Annotated in this window: 22 protein-coding genes; 10 read left to right on the top strand and 12 right to left on the bottom strand. The window is 61.4% G+C overall.

What is annotated here, in order from left to right:
• Positions 1 to 7 precede the first annotated feature (7 nt).
• The 7 genes from ACMUVN_RS14195 (at position 8) to ACMUVN_RS14165 (ending at position 4,637) form a co-directional block, all read left to right on the top strand.
• The gene (locus ACMUVN_RS14195; RefSeq protein ID WP_063474246.1) at positions 8 to 454 is read left to right on the top strand and encodes a TIGR02301 family protein; all 447 of its coding nucleotides are present in this window, start codon (positions 8 to 10) and stop codon (positions 452 to 454) included.
• A 103-nt stretch (positions 455 to 557) separates the two neighbouring features.
• On the top strand, positions 558 to 815 hold the full coding sequence (locus ACMUVN_RS14190) for a hypothetical protein (RefSeq protein ID WP_047616277.1): 258 nt from the start codon (positions 558 to 560) through the stop codon (positions 813 to 815).
• A gap of 19 nt (positions 816 to 834) precedes the next feature.
• The gene (locus ACMUVN_RS14185) at positions 835 to 1,593 is read left to right on the top strand and encodes a hypothetical protein (protein WP_063474245.1); all 759 of its coding nucleotides are present in this window, start codon (positions 835 to 837) and stop codon (positions 1,591 to 1,593) included.
• Positions 1,594 to 1,693: 100 nt separating this feature from the next.
• A complete protein-coding gene (locus tag ACMUVN_RS14180) occupies positions 1,694 to 2,557 on the top strand; it encodes a YgfZ/GcvT domain-containing protein (protein ID WP_097631121.1) in 864 nt (287 codons plus the stop codon).
• Entirely contained in the window at positions 2,554 to 3,162 is a 609-nt protein-coding gene (locus ACMUVN_RS14175; RefSeq protein ID WP_047616273.1) for a YfbR-like 5'-deoxynucleotidase, read from the top strand. Before ACMUVN_RS14180 ends, ACMUVN_RS14175 begins: the two co-directional genes overlap by 4 nt.
• Entirely contained in the window at positions 3,159 to 3,689 is a 531-nt protein-coding gene (locus tag ACMUVN_RS14170) for a tyrosine phosphatase family protein (protein WP_063474244.1), read from the top strand. The genes ACMUVN_RS14175 and ACMUVN_RS14170 overlap by 4 nt, the downstream gene beginning before the upstream one ends.
• Positions 3,690 to 3,746: 57 nt before the next feature.
• Entirely contained in the window at positions 3,747 to 4,637 is an 891-nt protein-coding gene (locus ACMUVN_RS14165) for a mechanosensitive ion channel family protein (protein WP_063474243.1), read from the top strand.
• 110 nt (positions 4,638 to 4,747) lie between these two features.
• Here ACMUVN_RS14165 and ACMUVN_RS14160 read toward each other — a convergent pair whose 3' ends face one another.
• Both ACMUVN_RS14160 and ACMUVN_RS14155 read right to left on the bottom strand, forming a co-directional pair.
• Complete coding sequence (locus ACMUVN_RS14160; protein ID WP_063474242.1) at positions 4,748 to 5,263, bottom strand: superoxide dismutase family protein; 516 nt, start codon at positions 5,261 to 5,263, stop codon at positions 4,748 to 4,750.
• 142 nt (positions 5,264 to 5,405) lie between these two features.
• Positions 5,406 to 5,759, bottom strand: a complete 354-nt coding sequence (locus tag ACMUVN_RS14155; protein ID WP_174824458.1) for a hypothetical protein — start codon at positions 5,757 to 5,759, stop codon at positions 5,406 to 5,408.
• Between the two features lie 409 nt (positions 5,760 to 6,168).
• On the opposite strand from ACMUVN_RS14155, the gene ACMUVN_RS14150 reads away from it, so the two are divergent.
• The 3 genes from ACMUVN_RS14150 (at position 6,169) to ACMUVN_RS14140 (ending at position 10,017) form a co-directional block, all read left to right on the top strand.
• The gene (locus tag ACMUVN_RS14150; protein ID WP_063474241.1) at positions 6,169 to 8,073 is read left to right on the top strand and encodes a putative bifunctional diguanylate cyclase/phosphodiesterase; all 1,905 of its coding nucleotides are present in this window, start codon (positions 6,169 to 6,171) and stop codon (positions 8,071 to 8,073) included.
• A gap of 180 nt (positions 8,074 to 8,253) precedes the next feature.
• On the top strand, positions 8,254 to 8,913 hold the full coding sequence (locus tag ACMUVN_RS14145) for an HD domain-containing protein (RefSeq protein WP_174824459.1): 660 nt from the start codon (positions 8,254 to 8,256) through the stop codon (positions 8,911 to 8,913).
• Between the two features lie 246 nt (positions 8,914 to 9,159).
• On the top strand, positions 9,160 to 10,017 hold the full coding sequence (locus tag ACMUVN_RS14140) for an MOSC domain-containing protein (protein WP_048338678.1): 858 nt from the start codon (positions 9,160 to 9,162) through the stop codon (positions 10,015 to 10,017).
• Positions 10,018 to 10,293: 276 nt separating this feature from the next.
• On the opposite strand, the gene ACMUVN_RS14135 is transcribed toward ACMUVN_RS14140, so the two are convergent.
• The 10 genes from ACMUVN_RS14135 to ACMUVN_RS14090 form a co-directional block, all read right to left on the bottom strand.
• Entirely contained in the window at positions 10,294 to 11,289 is a 996-nt protein-coding gene (locus tag ACMUVN_RS14135; protein ID WP_127430669.1) for an aldo/keto reductase, read from the bottom strand.
• A 101-nt stretch (positions 11,290 to 11,390) separates the two neighbouring features.
• A complete protein-coding gene (gene recO, locus ACMUVN_RS14130; RefSeq protein ID WP_047616261.1) occupies positions 11,391 to 12,161 on the bottom strand; it encodes a DNA repair protein RecO in 771 nt (256 codons plus the stop codon).
• Positions 12,162 to 12,226: 65 nt separating this feature from the next.
• Positions 12,227 to 12,712, bottom strand: a complete 486-nt coding sequence (locus ACMUVN_RS14125) for a response regulator (protein ID WP_063474238.1) — start codon at positions 12,710 to 12,712, stop codon at positions 12,227 to 12,229.
• A 324-nt stretch (positions 12,713 to 13,036) separates the two neighbouring features.
• Positions 13,037 to 13,789 (bottom strand): Crp/Fnr family transcriptional regulator, encoded by a 753-nt coding sequence (locus tag ACMUVN_RS14120; RefSeq protein ID WP_047616257.1) that lies wholly within the window; start codon positions 13,787 to 13,789, stop codon positions 13,037 to 13,039.
• 151 nt (positions 13,790 to 13,940) lie between these two features.
• On the bottom strand, positions 13,941 to 14,882 hold the full coding sequence (gene era, locus ACMUVN_RS14115) for a GTPase Era (RefSeq protein ID WP_047616255.1): 942 nt from the start codon (positions 14,880 to 14,882) through the stop codon (positions 13,941 to 13,943).
• A gap of 7 nt (positions 14,883 to 14,889) precedes the next feature.
• Positions 14,890 to 15,609, bottom strand: coding sequence for a ribonuclease III (gene rnc, locus ACMUVN_RS14110; RefSeq protein WP_047616253.1), 720 nt, complete (start codon positions 15,607 to 15,609; stop codon positions 14,890 to 14,892).
• Entirely contained in the window at positions 15,606 to 16,349 is a 744-nt protein-coding gene (lepB, locus tag ACMUVN_RS14105; RefSeq protein WP_028759159.1) for a signal peptidase I, read from the bottom strand. The genes rnc and lepB overlap by 4 nt, the downstream gene beginning before the upstream one ends.
• A gap of 149 nt (positions 16,350 to 16,498) precedes the next feature.
• A complete protein-coding gene (acpS, locus tag ACMUVN_RS14100; RefSeq protein ID WP_063474237.1) occupies positions 16,499 to 16,903 on the bottom strand; it encodes a holo-ACP synthase in 405 nt (134 codons plus the stop codon).
• 38 nt (positions 16,904 to 16,941) lie between these two features.
• Positions 16,942 to 17,532 (bottom strand): DUF2062 domain-containing protein, encoded by a 591-nt coding sequence (locus ACMUVN_RS14095; protein ID WP_028759157.1) that lies wholly within the window; start codon positions 17,530 to 17,532, stop codon positions 16,942 to 16,944.
• A gap of 157 nt (positions 17,533 to 17,689) precedes the next feature.
• Entirely contained in the window at positions 17,690 to 17,839 is a 150-nt protein-coding gene (locus ACMUVN_RS14090; RefSeq protein WP_080759973.1) for a DUF3563 family protein, read from the bottom strand.
• Positions 17,840 to 17,855 lie beyond the last annotated feature (16 nt).

Below are 17,855 nucleotides of genomic sequence, written 5' to 3'. Positions count from 1 at the left end.
TGCCGTCATGCTCAGCGTATCAACTACGAGCATGATTCCCGTTCGACGCGTTTTCCTGGCCCTGCTCGTGCTCGCCGGCCCCACGATGGCGCAGGGCAAGAATACGCCGCCTCCACAGGAGGAGGAAATTGCGCCGCCGCCTGCTGTAGCCGTGCCCTATGATGACAAGCTGGCGCGGCTCGCCGAAGTGCTGGGATCGGTGCATTATCTCAGAACGCTCTGCAAGGCGGCGGGCGGCGACGAGTGGCGAGACGGCATGCAGCAACTGCTCGATTCGGAGACCGGCAACGAACCGCAGCGTCGGGAAAAGCTCACAGCGGCCTTCAATCGCGGTTATCGCACCTTCGCCTCGGTCTATACGGATTGCACCCCGGCGGCCATCGTGGCAGAAGAGCGCTACCGTAACGAAGGTGCAACACTCGCCACAGAAATTACCTCGCGCTTTGGAAATTAACCTTAAATTAACCTGTTTTCGCATGCGGACGTGTCGTTTTGGGAAAAGGCTGTTAGTGTTGTTAACGGTGCAGTAAGACATGAGAAGTTCTGAGGAAAAAACAATGGAAGCAAGCCTCAACGACATCGACGACATGATCGTCCACGAAAAGATGCAGGCGGCTCTGGAGTACCAGAACGAGGCTTGGGCCGACGGCATGGCCGACGGAATCGAGCCTGAAATCATCGCTGATGCAGCCATTGCGCATGCGCTGCGCGAGACGATCAGATTGCATGGGGAAAACAGTGCCGAAGCCCTGCTGGATTCGCTGCGTGAGCGCATGCTTGCCGGCGAATTCTCCGCGAACCGCACCCTGCAATAACGACCAATCAGAGAGATTGATGCGCCCCGGTAAAGAGAAAATTTCGCGAACTCCCCTCGCGCCGGTGCTGCTTGCGTTCAGCCTCGCCGCCGGCAATGTTTTCCTCGCGCCGGCAGCCTATGCGCTTTCCGAACTGCACAAGATCCCGGGCCAGGCGGCCAACGACACTCCGCCCGCGCAGGGAAACGCTCAGGGACAGAGCCAGCCGCAAGGCGGGACCACTCCCGGTGTTCCGATGGCTGATCCGCTGGTCAACAGCCAGAACAATCAGGGTGTCGACAAGACGCCCGGCGCCCAGGATGCTTCCAAGCCCGTCGAGGTGATCTACGATATCGGCAAGGTGCCGGAGCCGGTTCGCAAAATGCGTGAGCAGATCGTCGAGGCGGCCGCCTCCGGCGATCTCGAACGGCTGCGGCCGCTGATGGGCACCGGCGCCGAACAGACGCAGGTGACGGTGGGCGAGCCGACCGACGATCCGATCGGCACGCTGAAGGATCTTTCAGGCGATCCTGACGGAGACGAGATTCTTGCCATCATGCTCGACATCGTCTCGACCGGTTTCGTGCATGTCGGCCAGGGCACAGCAGACGACATGTATGTCTGGCCCTATTTTGCCGAGAAGGATCTGAAGTCGCTGACGCCGCCGGAGCGCGTCGAGCTGCTGCGCATCGTCACCGCCGGCGATCTCTCCGACATGCAGGAGTTCGGCGGATATAATTTCTACCGCCTCGGCATCACACCTGCGGGCAAATGGAAATTCTTCACGGCGGGCGACTGACACCCCCGTCTCACTTGCGCCTTTCACATCTCGCATGGCGCTTGCGATCCACCTCATGAAGACATACCTCTGAGCGATGACCAACGCGACAGGTTCCGCCATGCCAGCCGTATTCCTGAAAGACCGCTCATTGCTTCTCGTCAGCGGTGCGGAAGCCCAATCCTTCCTGCAGAACCTGATCACCACCGATATCACCTCGCTCGGCGCCGACGAGGCGCGGCCCGGGGCACTGCTGACACCGCAGGGCAAGATCCTGTTCGACTTCATGATCTGGCAGGACGGCGACGGCTACAGGATCGAAACCGATGCCGGCCAGCGCGACGGCCTGCTGAAGCGGCTGACCATGTACAAGCTGCGCGCAGCCGTCACACTTGCGCCGAGTGCCGAAGAGGGCGTCACCGTTTCCTGGGATGAGGATGCCGACGGCAGCCAAGGCGTGCGAGACAGCCAAGGCGTCCGGGATAGCCGCTTTGCCAAGGCCGGCGTCACGCTGATCCGACGTCCCGGCAAACATGGCGACGGCCAGGAAGCGCTCTACGACGCGCTGCGCATCAGCCACGGCATCGTCACATCGGGATCGGACTTCGCCTTGCAGGACGCCTTCCCGCATGACGTGCTGATGGATTTCAACGGCGGCCTCTCCTTCCGGAAAGGCTGCTATGTCGGCCAGGAGGTCGTCTCGCGGATGCAGCACCGCGGCACCGCGCGCCGGCGCGTCGTCACGGTGTCCGCCGCAACAGCCTTGCCGGAGACCGGGACGGAGATCACCGCCGCCGGCAAACCCGTGGGAACGCTCGGCTCCGTCGAAGGCGGCCATGGGCTTGCGATCGTGCGCATCGACCGCGCCGGCGCCGCGATGGCGGCAGGCACGCCGCTGCTCGCCGGCGAAACGCCTGTTTCCCTCGTCCTGCCGGCATGGTCCGGCCTTGTCTTTCCCGCCAGCGCCGACGAGGCCAGCGCGTGACAACGGCGAAAACTCCGCGTGCCTGGCAGCGCATGCTGTCCGGGCGCAGGCTCGACCTGCTCGACCCCTCACCGCTCGACGTCGAACTCGCCGACATCGCCCATGGGCTTGCGCGCGTCGCCCGCTGGAACGGCCAGACCTCAGGCGATCATGCTTTTTCGGTGGCCCAGCACAGTCTCGTCGTCGAGGATATTTTCCGCCGCTTCAACGACGCGCGGCCGCAGGAGTGCCTGATGGCACTGTTGCATGATGCACCCGAATACGTGATCGGCGATATGATATCGCCGTTCAAATCGGTGGTCGGCGGCGGCTACAAGACGGTGGAAAAGCGATTGGAGGCCGCCGTGCACCTGCGCTTCGGCCTGCCACCGCACCCCTCGCGCGACCTCAAGGACCGGATCAAGAAGGCCGACGCGATCGCCGCCTATTTCGAAGCGACGGTGCTTGCCGGCTTCACGCCCGCCGAGGCGCAGAAATTCTTCGGCCAGCCACGCGGCATCAGCAAGGACATGCTGATGATCGAGCCCTTGCCGGCGATCGAAGCGCAGCGGTTGTTCTGCGAGCGTTTCGCGGCGATCGACGCCGAGCGGGAGACGGTATCGTGAGCTTCATCGTCGTCTCGCCGCTGGCCCGCATCGCGGAAATGGCGGTGCGCCACAAGGCGCGCGACATGATCAGCCTGATTGCCAAGGAGCAGGCCTTTCACCGGCCGGGCGTGATCGCGGCCGATCGCCATCTGACGCTCGGTATGAACGACATCGCCTTCAAGGGCACCGGCAATCTCGTAGCGCCTGACGAGACGCATGTGCGCGGGATTATCGACTTTGCCGCCTCGTGGCGGCAGGAGACGCCGCTGCTCATCCATTGCTGGATGGGCGTGTCGCGATCGCCGGCCGCAGCCCTGATCGCCGCCCTGTCGCTGGCACCGGATCAGAGCGAGGGAACGCTTGCCCGCCGGCTGCGGGCCGCCTCGCCTTTCGCAACACCGAATACCCGGCTGGTCGAGATCGGTGACGCGCTGCTTGACCGCGGCGGCCGGTTGGTCGCGGCGGTGCGGGCGATCGGCCGCGGTGCCGATGCCGACGGCAATGCGCCCTTCGTGCTTGATATCCGGGACACCGCCTGCGGTTGACGCTGCCGCCAGCCGCTCCATCTAGCCCCCGACCAAGCACAACGACAGGGCCAGATCATGGAACAACAGGCAGCCGATGTCCTCCTCGCCACGCAAACCGCACTCAGCCAGGCAAGCGCGCTGGCGGTGCAGTATTCCTTCTCCGTCCTCGGCGCGGTGATCCTGCTTGTTCTTGGCTGGGCGCTTGCCGGCTTTACCAGCCGCTGGGCCTATGAAGGCCTGTCGCGTGTCCGTGGCATAGACGAGACGTTGGCGCGATTCTTCACCAACGTGCTGCGCTATGCGCTGCTCATCCTGGTGTTCATCACCGTCCTCGGCCAGTTCGGCGTCCAGACCGCCTCGATCATCGCGGCACTCGGCGCAGCCGGCCTCGCGATCGGACTGGCGCTGCAAGGGACGCTGCAGAATATCGCTGCGGGCATCATGCTGTTGATCCTCAGGCCGTTTCGCGTCGGGGAATATATCGAAACCAGCAGCGTGGCCGGCACGGTGCGCGAAATCGGATTGTTTGCGACCGAACTCAGGACCGGCGACGGGCTCTACCGATTGGCGCCGAATTCGACGCTCTGGAACACGCCGATTACCAATTTCAGCCGCGAGCCCACGCGGCAGAACGATGTGAAGATCAAGGTCGCCTATGAGGATGATATCGATCTGGCGATGGGGACGCTGATGGGCCTCGCCAAAGCCGATTCGCGGGTGCTGCCATCACCGGCTCCCAGCGTCTTTATCGACAGCATCGCTGACGGCGCGATCTTCGTAACGCTGCGCTACTGGGCAAAGACCGGCGACTGGTGGTCGCTCAGCCGTGACATGGTGAAGCGCGTGAAACTCGCCTTCGACGAGAAGGGTCGTCCGGCCACGCTGTCGGATACCTCAGACGCAACACCGACAAAGAAGTCCAACGGCAGGACGGCGGCCGAAAAGCAGGCGGCGACACGGCAATGAAAGGTTACAGCGCGCCTTGTCGTTCAAGACGTGCAAATAACGATGTAACACCTTGAATTTGTGCATAATTTTGCCCTTGAATCGATCCGATCAAGGAGTTGCCCCGTGGATTATTGGATGACGCCGCAGGACAGTCTTTCCCCGGCATCCCCCGAGGGCTGGCTGCGATAATCATCGGAATTGGCATGCACCATCAAGGCGCGGCCGCGAATGCCGTCGGTCTTGTCGTCGAGCGTGACCATGCTGTCGAAGATCTGCGCCCGGAGCACCCCGTCCTGCCCGACATATTGATTGGGCATATCACCGGCGTGCGGCCCCTTGGCGGCAAGGATGCCGTGCTCGGCCTTGCCAGGGTTGAAGTGGCCGCCTGCCGACTCGTGATGGGTCGCGGCGTCGCATCGGCCGGTCTCATGAACATGGAAGGCCACCCATTTGTTCGCCGGCAGCCCCGATATCTCGACTTCGATCAGCACACCGCCAGTGGCGGCGGCCGTCAGCTGGGCGCGGCCGTCTTCCTTGCCGTCCTTGCCGACGAAATTGGCGACCGCCGTCTGCTTGTCCTGAGCCGCCGCCGGCAATGCGACCGCAAGCAGGCTCAGAGCGGCGATGGTGCGCATGGCTTTCATGGAGATCTCCTTCCATTCGGTTGTCCTCCTGAACGTGTCAAACCGGAAGGTGTTCCTGACCGAGGAAGATCGAACGAAGAAGACGGAACGAGAAAAGCCGGCCAAACGGCCGGCTTGCAGATCACCTGGATCGGGATGCCGTTCAGGCGACGGCGTCGAAATCGAACTGGCCGTAGGTCTTGCGGTAGAGATCCTCGGGCTGATCGCCCGTTGTCGGCGCGGTCTGCTGCAACGGATAGGAAACGGCGATGCTGCTTGCCGTGCCACTGTCACGCGTGTCCATCATCAGCGCAATCAGGCTGCCGGAAAACTTCGGCTGCGTCTCGCTGGCCTTGTCCTCTTCGAGGAGCTCCTTGATGATGCCGGGCTTCTTGTCGGCGGCACGTTCGCCGCGGCTGAGTACGCCATCGCCATTGGCATCGAGCCGCGAAAGCGTCGCCAGATATGCATATGAGGTGTCTGAAACGGATGTGGTGCTGGTCATACAAACCTCCATTCACCGCCTTTTGCCGGTGGTGTTTGTACGCAATACGAAGGTGGAAAATCACTGTTGACTCGGTGGTTAAACTGATTTGCGCAGTGCGTCAATAAGTTGTTAACTTCTCATTAACGATGATTGACAAACGTTAACGGAACGCCTCGGTACAGGCTTCCGCCAGCGTCAACGGGCCGATTTTCTCCGTATTTCAGCGATTTTTCACATAAAAAACAAACGTCTATCGCGTCAACGCCGCTGCTGCACTGCAACCGAATATTAATCCGGCCCGTACAAAATGGGCGTCACAAGGCACCACCCAGGCGTTCAGCTTATAAAAAATCAATTTTAGAGGTTTCCCAACGCAATGAGGTACGTTCATCAATGAAGACGACCATGCCGTCGCAGCCGTCTCGCAAGATGTATCGGCATGAAAGCTGAAGCGCTCTTCTGGCAGCAATGTAGCCAGGCCGTCGCCGCCGATGGATCGATCGATGCGCAGCGACTGATGGAACTTGTGATCGCGACCTATCGCGTCCATGAAAGCGATTATGACGAAATCGAAAGAAGCGCGGAGACGCTGCTCAGGGAAAACCATGCGCTGCGAGGCAATATTTCCGCCCTCAGCCAGGCATTCGACGGACAGACAAAGCTCTTCGAAATCATTCTCAACAATCTGCCGCTCGGTCTCAGCGTCTTCGACGCCGACCAGCGGCTGACGCTTTCCAACATCCGCTTCCGTCAACTCTTCGGCCTGACGCAGGAAGATGTCACTGCCGGCGCGGCAATCGCCGATCTCACGGCCAAAATGCGCGGTACAGAGAGCGCCGGGGCCAAGCCCGGCCGGCGGAGCGGGCGACATTCCTCCGCAACCGCAAGAACCGGCAGCATCCGCCGGCGCGAATGGGTGATGGACGATGGCCGCATCATTCAGAGCATGGTGACCATTCTTGCCGACGGCAGCAACATCGCCATACATGCCGATATTACCGAGGATCGAAGGGCGGCCGAGCGCATCACCTATCTCGCCCACCACGACCCGCTGACCGGCCTTCCGAACCGCATCCATTTCCGCGAGCAGGTCGATGCGACGCTCACCGAGCGCAAGCCGGATGAGCAGATAGCCCTCGTCCACCTCAATCTCGACGGGTTCAAATCGATCAACAACACGATGGGCGTTTCGGCCGGCGACACGATCCTGCAGCAGGTCGCCGCGCGTATCCGAATCTCGGCCGGTTCGGAGAACACCCTGGCGCGCCTCGGTTCGGACGAATTTGCCATCCTGCAGACGGGCAAGCAGCAGCCGTGGAACGTGACGGCGCTTGCAGAGCAGATCCGCCAAGAGCTTTCCGCACCGTTCTTCCACGGCGAAAAACAGGTGGAACTCAGCGTCTCCATGGGCATCGCAGTCGCCCCTGATGATGGGGAGGAAACCGACATCCTGTTGAGGAACGCCGGCGTGGCGCTGTCACATGCCAAGGCAGATGGGCGCAAGCGCGAGCGCTTCTTTACCGGCGAGATGGAAGCGCAGATGCAGCTGCGCCACGCGCTTGAGGCAGACCTCAAAGCCGCCGTTGAGAACGAGGAATTCGAGCTGCACTACCAGCCGCTCTATGATCTCTCGCAGCGGCGCGTCTGCGGCTTCGAAGCTCTGATCCGCTGGAACCACCCCGTCCGAGGCCGCGTTCCGCCGATGGATTTCATTCCGCTTGCCGAAGAGGTCGGCCTCGTCGTCGATATCGGCCGATGGGTTTTGCGCCAGGCCTGCAGCGATGCGGCGCAATGGCCGGAGGGCATCAAGGTCGCCGTCAATGTCTCGGCGATCCAGTTCAGCAGCAGCGACCTGACGCAGGATGTCAGCGAGGCGCTTGGCGCTGCATCGCTGTCGCCGTCGCGGCTAGAGCTCGAAATCACCGAGAGCGTGCTGATGGAAAATCTGGGCGAGGTGCTGCCGATCCTGCATGCGCTGAAGGAGCGCGGCATCCGCATCTCGATGGACGATTTCGGCACCGGCTATTCCTCACTGAGTTATCTCTCGAGCTTCCCCTTCGATAAGATCAAGATCGACAAATCCTTCGTCAACGACATCGTCGACAACAAGGAAGCGCATGCGATCATGCACGCGATCATCCTGCTCGGCGATGCGCTCGGCATGCGCGTCACGGTCGAAGGTGTCGAGACCGCAGCGCAGTTGGCGCTGCTCGAACGCGAGGAATGCGACGAGATCCAGGGCTATCATATCAGCCCGCCAAGACCTGCAGGTGACGTGGCCCATCTTCTCTCCCTGCCGCCAAATAACGGCGCCGTGGCGCATCGTCCTCAAGCCAAGCACTGAGATCCCAATTCAGGGCGTTGCGGCGCTCTCGTCTTCTCAGACGGGCAGTGCCGTCGATTGCGACTCGCACGGCAAGCCGCTACACAATCGGCTACGATTCCCGGTGTCTTCGTTGTCGCATACTTTACCCGCCGGCATCACTTCCGCCCCGATGCCCTGTTGGCGGAAACGATTTTCCTTATGACAGGTGGCGCAATGTTCGAGGCCGAAGCCTTCTCCCCACACGAAACGCTCGCGGCGGCGCTGATTGCGCATGCGACCGACGGCGACGACGGCTCGCACGACCTTGCGCATATCCTGCGCGTCTTCAGGAATGCCATGCGCATCCATGCGGGCGAAGGCGGCGACGGGCGGGTTCTTGCCGCTTCCGTGCTGCTGCACGACTGTGTCGCCGTCGAGAAGAATTCGCCGTTGCGGGCAAAAGCATCGGCTTTGGCGGCGGAGAAGGCATCGGCAATCCTGGCGGAACTCGGCTGGAGCGAAGCGGATATTGACGCCGCGGCCCATGCAATCACCGCGCACAGCTTCTCGGCCGGGTTGGCGCCGCAGACGCTGGAGGCGAAGATCCTGCAAGATGCCGACCGGCTGGACGCGATCGGCATGATCGGCGCCGCACGCTGCTTCTATATCGCCGGGCGACTAGGATCCGGGCTCTACGATCCGTTCGATCCGGTGGCAGCGGACCGTCCGCTCGATGACAAGCGTTATGCCATTGACCATTTCCAGACGAAGCTGTTCAAACTGGCAGAAGGGTTCCAGACCGAGACCGGCCGCAGGCTGGCGGCCGCGCGCGACAAGAGCTTGCGCGACTTCCTCTCGGCCTTCATGGATGAAATCTAGAGTCTTTCCGGGTTAGATTGCAGCATTCTGTTGGCTCAAACGGAGTCGGATGGTCGACCGGCCGGCGCGCGTCGTAGCCCAGTTCTACGGCCAAGCCGGCCGGTCGATCAGACGGCCCGTTTCAGCCAACCCTCCCGCAGATTTGCCTGGCAAATCTGCAAGACTTTAAAATCGCCGGACGCACCTGTTGCTTCGCATGGCGAACCAGTGCGGCCGGTGGGCCGGGCATCTCTACAGGAGCACAACATGCGTGTCAGCGACCTCTTCATCTACCCGCTCAAGAGCGCCCGCGGCATTGCGCTGCCGGCCGCCGACATCGACGCCTACGGGCTTCCCGGCGACCGACGGGCGATGATCACCGATGCGCAGGGGCACTTCATCACCCAGCGCGAGCTGCCAGACCTCGCACGTATCGAGGTGCGACCGGAAGCGAACGCCTTTCGGCTGCTGATGCAGGGAAAGCCTGACATATCGGTTCAGCCGCCTCAGCCTGAAAATCGCATGGATGTGACCGTGTGGAAATCTGCCGTCAGTGCCGCCGTCGCCGATCCGGAGAGCAACCGGCAGCTTTCCGAGTGGCTCGGCCGCGAGGTGCGGCTGGTCTTCTTCGATGGCCAGGCGCGGCGAACGGCGAATGCCGAATGGGCTGGCGAAGGCACGCCCGTCACCTTCACCGACGGCTATCAGATCCTTGTGACGACAACCGGCTCGTTGAAGGCATTGAATGCCGATCTCGCCGCCCATGGCGAAGGCAGTGTCGGCATGGAACGCTTCCGTCCGAACATCGTCATCGATACGGACGAGGCCTGGCCAGAGGACCGCTGGGCGGCAATCGAGATCGCCGGCATCCGCTTCGATCTCGTCAAACCCTGCTCCCGCTGCATCATGACGACGCAAGACCAGCTGACCGGTTCACGCGAGGGGCCAAACCCGATGCCGGCCATGGGCCGCATCCGCATGTCGGCCGACCGGCGCGTGCCCGGCCCACTGTTCGGCTGGAACGTCACGCCGCGCGGCAGCGGCAGGATTACGGTCGGCGACGCCGTCAGCATCGTTGAAGAGAGACCGGAAGGCTGGGCGCTCAAACGTCGCGCCGCAGCCTAGAGCCTTTCCGGGTTAGATTGAAACATTCTGTTGGCTCAAACGGAGTCGGATGGTCGACCGGCCGGCGCGCGTCGTAGCCCAGCTCTACGGCCAAGCCGGCCGGTCGATCAGACGGCCCGTTTCAGCCAACCCGAAGGGCCGGGCATCTTTCCGCCAGGATCAAAGGCGATCGGCTCGAACGTACCAGGAGGTACGCCCTTCGCCAATCGCCTCTGCCCTGACGAAAACCTGCTCCGGCAGAATGCTGCAATCTAACCCGGAAAGGCTCTAGCCTTTTCACACGCGATCAAGCGCGGCATCGATTCCCGCCATGACATCGGCCGGCAGCGGTCCCTTTTCCAGTGCGCCGGCATTTTCCTCCACCTGGGCGACGGTGCGGAAACCCGGAATGGGGAGCGTGCGCGGCGAGCGTGCCCAAAGCCAGGCAAGCGCGCCCTGCGTCAGCGTGCGGCCACCTGAGGTCAGGAGATCACGGACGGCATCGAGCCTTGCGGCGAATTCGGGGGCGATGCGCCCGTCCTTGAAATAGACCATCCAGTCGAGGGCGGCACCGCGGACATCCTTCGCGCCCACCGCCTTGTCGGCGGTGAACTTGCCAGTGAGGAGACCCATGGCCAGCGGGCCGCGATTGATGGAGATCAACCCCTTCCCCTCGATCACCGCAATCATCTCCGGCACCGGCTCGAAGACGTTCATCGTATGCTGGATCGAGACATAGCCCCGGCGGCCGGCATGACGGGCGGCGCGATCGGGAGAATCGGTGCTCCAGCCGAACGCATCGATCTTGCCTTCGGCCCGCAGCGCCTCCAGCGTATCGAAGACGGCATCCGACTGTTCCAGCGGAAAATCATTGATGTGGAACTGCAGCAGATCGAGGCGGTCGCGCTTCAGGCGGCACAACGAGGTCTCGACCGAACGGCGAATGAAGGCCTCATCGGCAAAGGCACCGGTTGCCTGCTTGGTTTCCGGATCGGTGGCAAAGCCGAATTTGGTGGCGATGACGATATCGTCGCGATTGCCGATCGCCCGGCCGAGCATGTCCTCCGAGTGGCCGGCGCCGTAATTCGACGCCGTGTCGAAGAAGCGGATGCCGAGTTCGATGGCGCGATGGATCGCTTCGACGGATTCATCGTCGTCGACATCGCCCCAGCCGAGTGGCGTGTCGCCGGCGAAGAAGGGACCGCCGATCGCCCAGCATCCCATGCCGAGGCGCGGAATTTCGCGGCCGTTCCAGAGCGTGATCGTCGTCGGTGATGCGGTCTTGGTCAGCATGAGGTCCTCCTTGATTGGCAATCCTGTGAAGACATAGGAAGCACTCTTCGGCAGGTAAACCGCCAAATCCGGAGGATGTTTTGCACCCGTAAAAAACGAGGTCAGGCGGAAATACCATTCGGAGGGGAAAGCGTCCGCAAGGCTGGATTGAGCGCCTTGAGCGCGGCCTGAACGAAACCGTCGCGGGCCGCCGCCGCCTCGATGCCACGCGGCTCATAGACGTGGCGATGCAGAAAGAACCCCGTCAGCCGGAATGCTGCTGCGAGACTATCGAAGTCGGCCGCATGATTGCCTTCGGCACTGAGGAACGGCGGCAGGAGCAGCATCTTGTCCGCCCAGGGGGCACCGGCCGTGCGGCTGACGGCACGCCCGGATTTCGGCGAGACATAGACAAGATCGGAACGGGCGCCGGTTGCGGCGCATTCGGCAAGATCGAGTCCAAAGCCGAGATCATTCAGCACCGCAAGCTCGAAACGCACGAAGAGTTCGCCGGCATCGGCCGGGTTGTGCAGGTGATCGAGGATTACTTCAAGCGCATCGAAGAGATGCGGATGCGGGTCACGCTCCGGCAGCAGCCGCAGCAGCGCGCCCATGGCCTGGACGCCGTAGACGGCGGTCGCCGTTTCCATCAGGCGGGCGGCGCGCAGCGTCACCGGCTCGACGCGGAAATCTCCGAGATGCTCGTCAAGCCGAGCGCGCCAGGTGACTTCGACGGCATTGCCCGCCTGCAGCACAGGCTGCATGGCGCGCGAGCGGCCGGAACGCACCAGGCCGAGATGGCGGCCGCGATCACGCGTCATCACCTCGGCGATGACGCTCGTCTCACCGTGGCGCTTGACGCCCAGAATGATCGCATGGTCTTGCCACTGCATCGAAAGAGTCCTTGCGGATGACGAATCCATCCTAATCCAAGGACCGGTTTCTGTCATGGACCGCGTCAGGCGACAGCCGGGAAAAGCCTCAGCAGGAAGTCACGCATCGCCGTTTCGTCGAAAGGCTTGACCAAAAGCGGGATGTGCTGCAGGTCGGGTGGGAAATCGCCCGTATCGGAATAGCCACTGACGAAGCCGAAGGGGATGCCGATATCGAAAAGATGGCGGGCAAATCCGAAGCTCATGCCGTCACCGAGATTGACGTCGAGAAGGGCGAAATCATATGTCTCCGCCGCGATGGCAGCCCTCGCCTGCTCGACGCTGCCGACGATATCGATGCTCTCGACGCCGGCCAGGCGCAGAATATCCTCCGCCTCCATCGCGATGATCAGACTGTCCTCAAGAACCAGAACACGGATTGCGCTCATGATTCGATGCCCCTCGTCGAGCGCCTGTCGCAGCGCCCCGGCCGTTTCGCCAACATCATTGCCCTCCGGTGCCCCGCATGGCACGCTATCGGTGAATTCCGCCACCTTGTCTGAATAAACCATTTTTCTGCCCGGTCGATAAGAATCAAAATCGGAGGAAAGATGATGCCCGACCTTATTTTCCCTGATGCTAATCTGCATTTAAAAAAGACATAACCAAGCTGGTTGGCCAGGGGTCTGTCGACAAATAATCGTGTCCTCAGACGGATGACTGTGATTTGCGCGAAGCCAAGACGGCTACCGGCAGTTTTGTCGTCGCAGGCGGACCGATCTCACAGAAATGCGAGAGTTTGCCCATCAAATGTGGATGGTAGCAAGCGATCGAAATCGATCGCAATAACGCCAAAACAAAGCGATAGAGCATGCCCGGGACGCGGAGAATGGAATTTAGATGAACGGGCGTTTGCCCTCTCCGAGCCCTTCCCAACCGGCGATCGCCATCAACTCTTCGCCGTTCAGCACCTCGCAGCCGCGCTCCTGCCAGCGAATCAACCCACGTTCGGCGAGCTTTTTCAGAGTCTTGTTGGTGTGGACGATGGAAAGACCAAGCGTGTCGGCAATGTGCTGCTGGGTGATGGGGATGAATTTGCGGCCGTTGAAGATATTGAGCTTCCGGCCGCGCTCGAACAGGAAAGCGATCAGGTAGGCGGCTCTTTCCAGCGCCGTGCGGCGGCCGATGCTCAGGAGATGCTCATCCAGGATGCGTTCCTCGCGCGCGGCGATCCAGGTGATGTCGAAGGCGAGCGAGGCATGTTTGTTGTAGAGCGTCATCAACCGGTCACGCTCGAAGACACACAGGGAAACGGGCGAAAGCGCTTCGACGGAGTGCTGCATCTCGCCGGCGATCGTTCCCTGCAGGCCGATCAGGTCGCCCGGCATGATATAATTCAGAATCTGGCGGCGCCCGTCCTCCAGCATCTTGTAGCGGAAGCCCCAGCCGGAAAGCACCGTGAAGAGATGAGCGCTGTGTGCGCCCTCGACGAGGATGGTGGAGCCGGCATCGACGGCAAGCTCGCCCCTCTTGAAACGCGAGACGAATTCCAACTCGTCGCGGCTGAACTCCCTGAAATGCGGCAAGGGGCGCAAAGGACATTGCTCGCAAGGGGTCTTGAAAGAATGGATGGGTCTCGACGTCGCCATATTTGCCCTTGCCGTCGCAAAACCGGCGCGCCAACGTTGGCGCGCCGCTCATCAAAGAATGCGCAGGCCACGGATTTGTTCCACGAGCGAGGCAGATTTTTTATGCGAAAACAAAGGGCTGGCGCGTGCCCGATGAAATCTTTGCCATGCTTTATTTCGGGAAATCGAGGCCCATTTCGCGGAACCGCTCGGGATCATCGCCCCAATTCTCACGAACCTTGACGAACAGGAAGAGATGGACCGGCTGTTCGAGGATTTCCGACAGTTCCTTGCGGGAGGCAGTCGAGATCGCCTTGATGGTTTCACCACCCTTGCCGAGGGCGATCTTCTTCTGGCTGTCGCGCTCGAGATAGATCACCTGCTCGATCCGCACCGAGCCGTCCTTGCGCTCTTCCCACTTCTCCGTTTCGACGTGCGAGGCATAGGGAAGCTCCTGATGGAGGCGCAGAAACAGTTTTTCGCGGGTGATCTCGGCGGCGAGCTGACGCATCGGCAAATCGGAGATCTGGTCTTCCGGATAGTACCACGGCCCCTCCGGGAGGGTCTTCGCCAGATAGTCCATGACGTCGTCGCAACCGGAGCCGTTTTCGGCCGATATCATGAAGGTGCGCTCGAAGGCGATCTTCTCGTTGGCGGCAGCGGCCAGCGCCAGGAGATCCTCGCGATTGACGCGGTCGATCTTGTTGAGCAACAGGATCTTCGGCTGCCGGACCTCCTTGAGGCCTTCGAGGATGGCTTCGGCATCGCCGCGCAGACCGCGCTCGCTGTCGATCAAGAGCACGATCAGATCGGCATCCTTGGCACCGCCCCAGGCCGAGGTCACCATGGCGCGGTCAAGCCGGCGACGCGGCTTGAAGATACCAGGCGTGTCCATGAAGACGATCTGGGCATTGTCGTGGATGGCGATGCCGCGCACGATCGCCCGCGTCGTCTGCACCTTATGGCTGACGATCGAGACCTTGGCGCCGACGAGGCGGTTTACCAACGTCGACTTGCCGGCATTGGTCGGCCCGATCAGCGCGACGAAGCCCGAATGCGTCGGACCACTGGTTTCTGCGGCAGCTTCGGCCGCGATATCTTCTTCTTGTGTCATTGTCCCGTCAGTTTCCGGCAGGCGATTGCTGCCAAATGCCTTCGCGCTCAAGCATCTTCGTCGCCGCAACCTGTTCGGCGGCACGCTTCGACCGCTCTACGCCGGTTTCGGGCTTAATGCCAGCAACTTCCACCGTCACCTTGAAACGCGGATCATGATCCGGTCCGCTGCGTTCATCAACCCGGTAGATCGGAGTGACGCCGAATTTCGCGTGCGACCATTCCTGCAGCTCGGTCTTGGCGTCGCGCTTGGCGCCATCGGCCCGCGCCGCCCTGCCCTGCCAATAGCGCAGTATGAACCGACGGGCGACCTCAAGGCCGCCGTCGAGATAGATCGCGGCGATCAGGCTTTCAACGACATCGGCGCGCACGTTCATCATGCGCTTGCCGGTCAATTTCTTCACATCGGCGCCGGTGCGGATATAGAGGTGAAGATTGAGTTCGTCGGCGACCGCTGCGCAGGTTTCGGCGCTGACGAGCTGGTTGAGGCGAACCGAGAGCTCGCCTTCGCCTGCCGTGCCGAAGGTGCGGAACAGAAGCTCAGCGATGCAGAGCCCGAGGACCCTGTCGCCGAGGAATTCCAGCCGTTCGTAATTGCCGCCCTTTTCCGTGCGGGCGCTGGCATGGGTCAGCGCCCGATCGAGGCGTTCCTTTTCGGCGAAGTCGTGACCGATCAGGCCTTCAAGCTTTGCGCGGTCCGCCGCAGAAAGCGTCTGCGCCTTGCTCATTCAACAACCTTGAAGAGGCGGTCCCAACGCATGTTCGTCGGCCACTTCCAGATTTCTCGGAAGGAGGTGTCGTTGCCGAGCGAGAAGAAGATGACGCTGGCACGGCCGACAAGATTTTCGGCAGGCACGAAGCCGACGTCGAACCGGCTGTCGAGCGAGTTGTCGCGGTTGTCGCCCATCATGAAATAATGGCCTTCCGGCACGATGAATTCACGGGTGTTGTCACCCCGCGACACCGGAGACTGATCGAGCGTGTCGTAGGTCTTGCCGCTGTCGAGCGTTTCGCGGAACACCGGCACATCGGCGCCCGGATCGAGCTTGTAATCCGACGTGAAGGTCCCGTCCGCCACCTTCGGAACCGGCTTACCGTTGACGTAGAGCACGCCGTCGGTCACCTGGATGTGATCGCCCGGCAGGCCGATGCAGCGCTTGATGTAATCAACCTCGGGGTTTGGCGGGAAGCGGAAGACGACGATGTCGCCACGCTTCGGATCGGCGCCGAACAGGCGGCCGCTGAAGATGTCGGGGGAGAACGGCAGCGAATATTTCGAATAGCCGTAGGCGAACTTGTTGACGAAGATATAATCGCCGACGAGCAGCGTCGGCATCATCGAACCGGACGGAATGGTAAAGGGCTGGAACAGCACCGTTCGGATCACCATCGCCAAAATCAGCGCCTGGATGATGACTTTGATATTTTCCCAGAGGGCGTTCGGCTTGGCTTCGACTTTTTCGGACACGCAGTCTTATTCCTTCAAGACGCCGCGGAGGCGCAATTCTTTCTGTCGTTCTCTCTAGCGGCTTCGGCCGATTGCGGCAATGGCGACAACGTCAAAAGCGACGAGAGGTCGCGACTACAGGCTTACGGGGGTCGCGATAACACTCCGGATCAAAGGTTCTCCGGCAACGCCTCGATAATGACGAAGGCCTGCGCCAAGGGATAATCATCGGTTATTGTCAAATGAATGGCGGGCTTGTGGCCTGCGGGCAGCAGCGATTCGAGGATCAGGGCGGCGGCGCCTGACAAAACCATGGTCGGTTTGCCGCTCGGCAGGTTGACGACGCCCATGTCCTTCCAGAAAACGCCCTGGGCGATACCGGTGCCGAGTGCTTTGGAACAGGCCTCCTTGGCGGCGAAACGCTTGGCATAGGATTCGGCGCGATTTGCCCGACGGTCGGAACGCGCGCGTTCGACCTCGGTGAAGCAGCGTTGGGTGAAGCGCTCGCCGAAGCGCTCGATGGATTTCTCGATGCGGCGAATGTCGATCAGATCGCTGCCAATGCCGATGATCATGCCGGAACCTTCCGTCGCTTGAGAATTCTCGATCGGGTTCAAACGCTCGGCATGTCGCCGGCCGGGCTGGCAAGGCGCAGGCGCGCCCGCTCGATCAGCCGTATGTGGCGACGCGTCTGAAAACCCTTCACGGTGTAGAACGTCAGCGCATAGAGCGCAACGGAGGTGACGATCGCCGGCGGAATGGCGCCTACCAGCATCGGTTCCAGCACCGGCTTCCACAGCTCGGTGAAATTCAGCTTATGGAAAAGCGCGGCCAGATCCACCGTCTGACCGGCCAGATGATCCTCGCGGCTGAGCAGCAGATGTCCGATCTCCCAGGTGATGCCCCAGATGAAGGGATAGGTCAGCGGATTGCCGAAGGCCGCGCAGCCGAGGGCGGCGGCCACCATGCTGCCGGAGAGGAAATAGGTGATGACGAAGGCCATGACGAAATGCACGCCGATGAACGGCGTCCACGAGACGAAGACACCCGCGGCGACGCCAGCCGCAACCGCGTGCGGCGAGGCGCTCAGGCGCAGGATGCGCATTGTCAGGTAACGGATCGGGCGAAGGAAACCTTTGCGGGGCCATAAAAGCTCTCGCATCTTTTCCTTGAATCCCGCAGGCTTGCGACGGCGAAACAACATGGCCGGTATTTAGTGCAGCGCACATGACCATGACAAGAGCGGCAAATGATACCGCCCGAAAAACAGCTCAGCTCTCTCAGCGGAGAGGAACTTCTTCAGCCGAGGGGCGTCCGTTATGCAAAACGTCCCTCACTCGCCTCAAGTATAAAGCTCAGTATTAGCGATTGCGGAATAGACCGCGGTCGACCTGGCGCTGACGAAACTCGAGATCGATACGATCGAGCGAGCCATTGAGATATGCCATTTCACGTTCCTGCGTGGTCTGAGCGCGGAAGGCACGAGCGATTTTCCTGATAGGGTCAAACATTATCTTGTCTCATCTT

Origin of the sequence: Rhizobium sp. IY2, assembly GCF_047532935.1 — a bacterium.
GTDB classification, from domain to species: Bacteria; Pseudomonadota; Alphaproteobacteria; order Rhizobiales; family Rhizobiaceae; genus Rhizobium; species Rhizobium anhuiense.
This window is presented reverse-complemented; position numbering and strand designations above follow the sequence as displayed.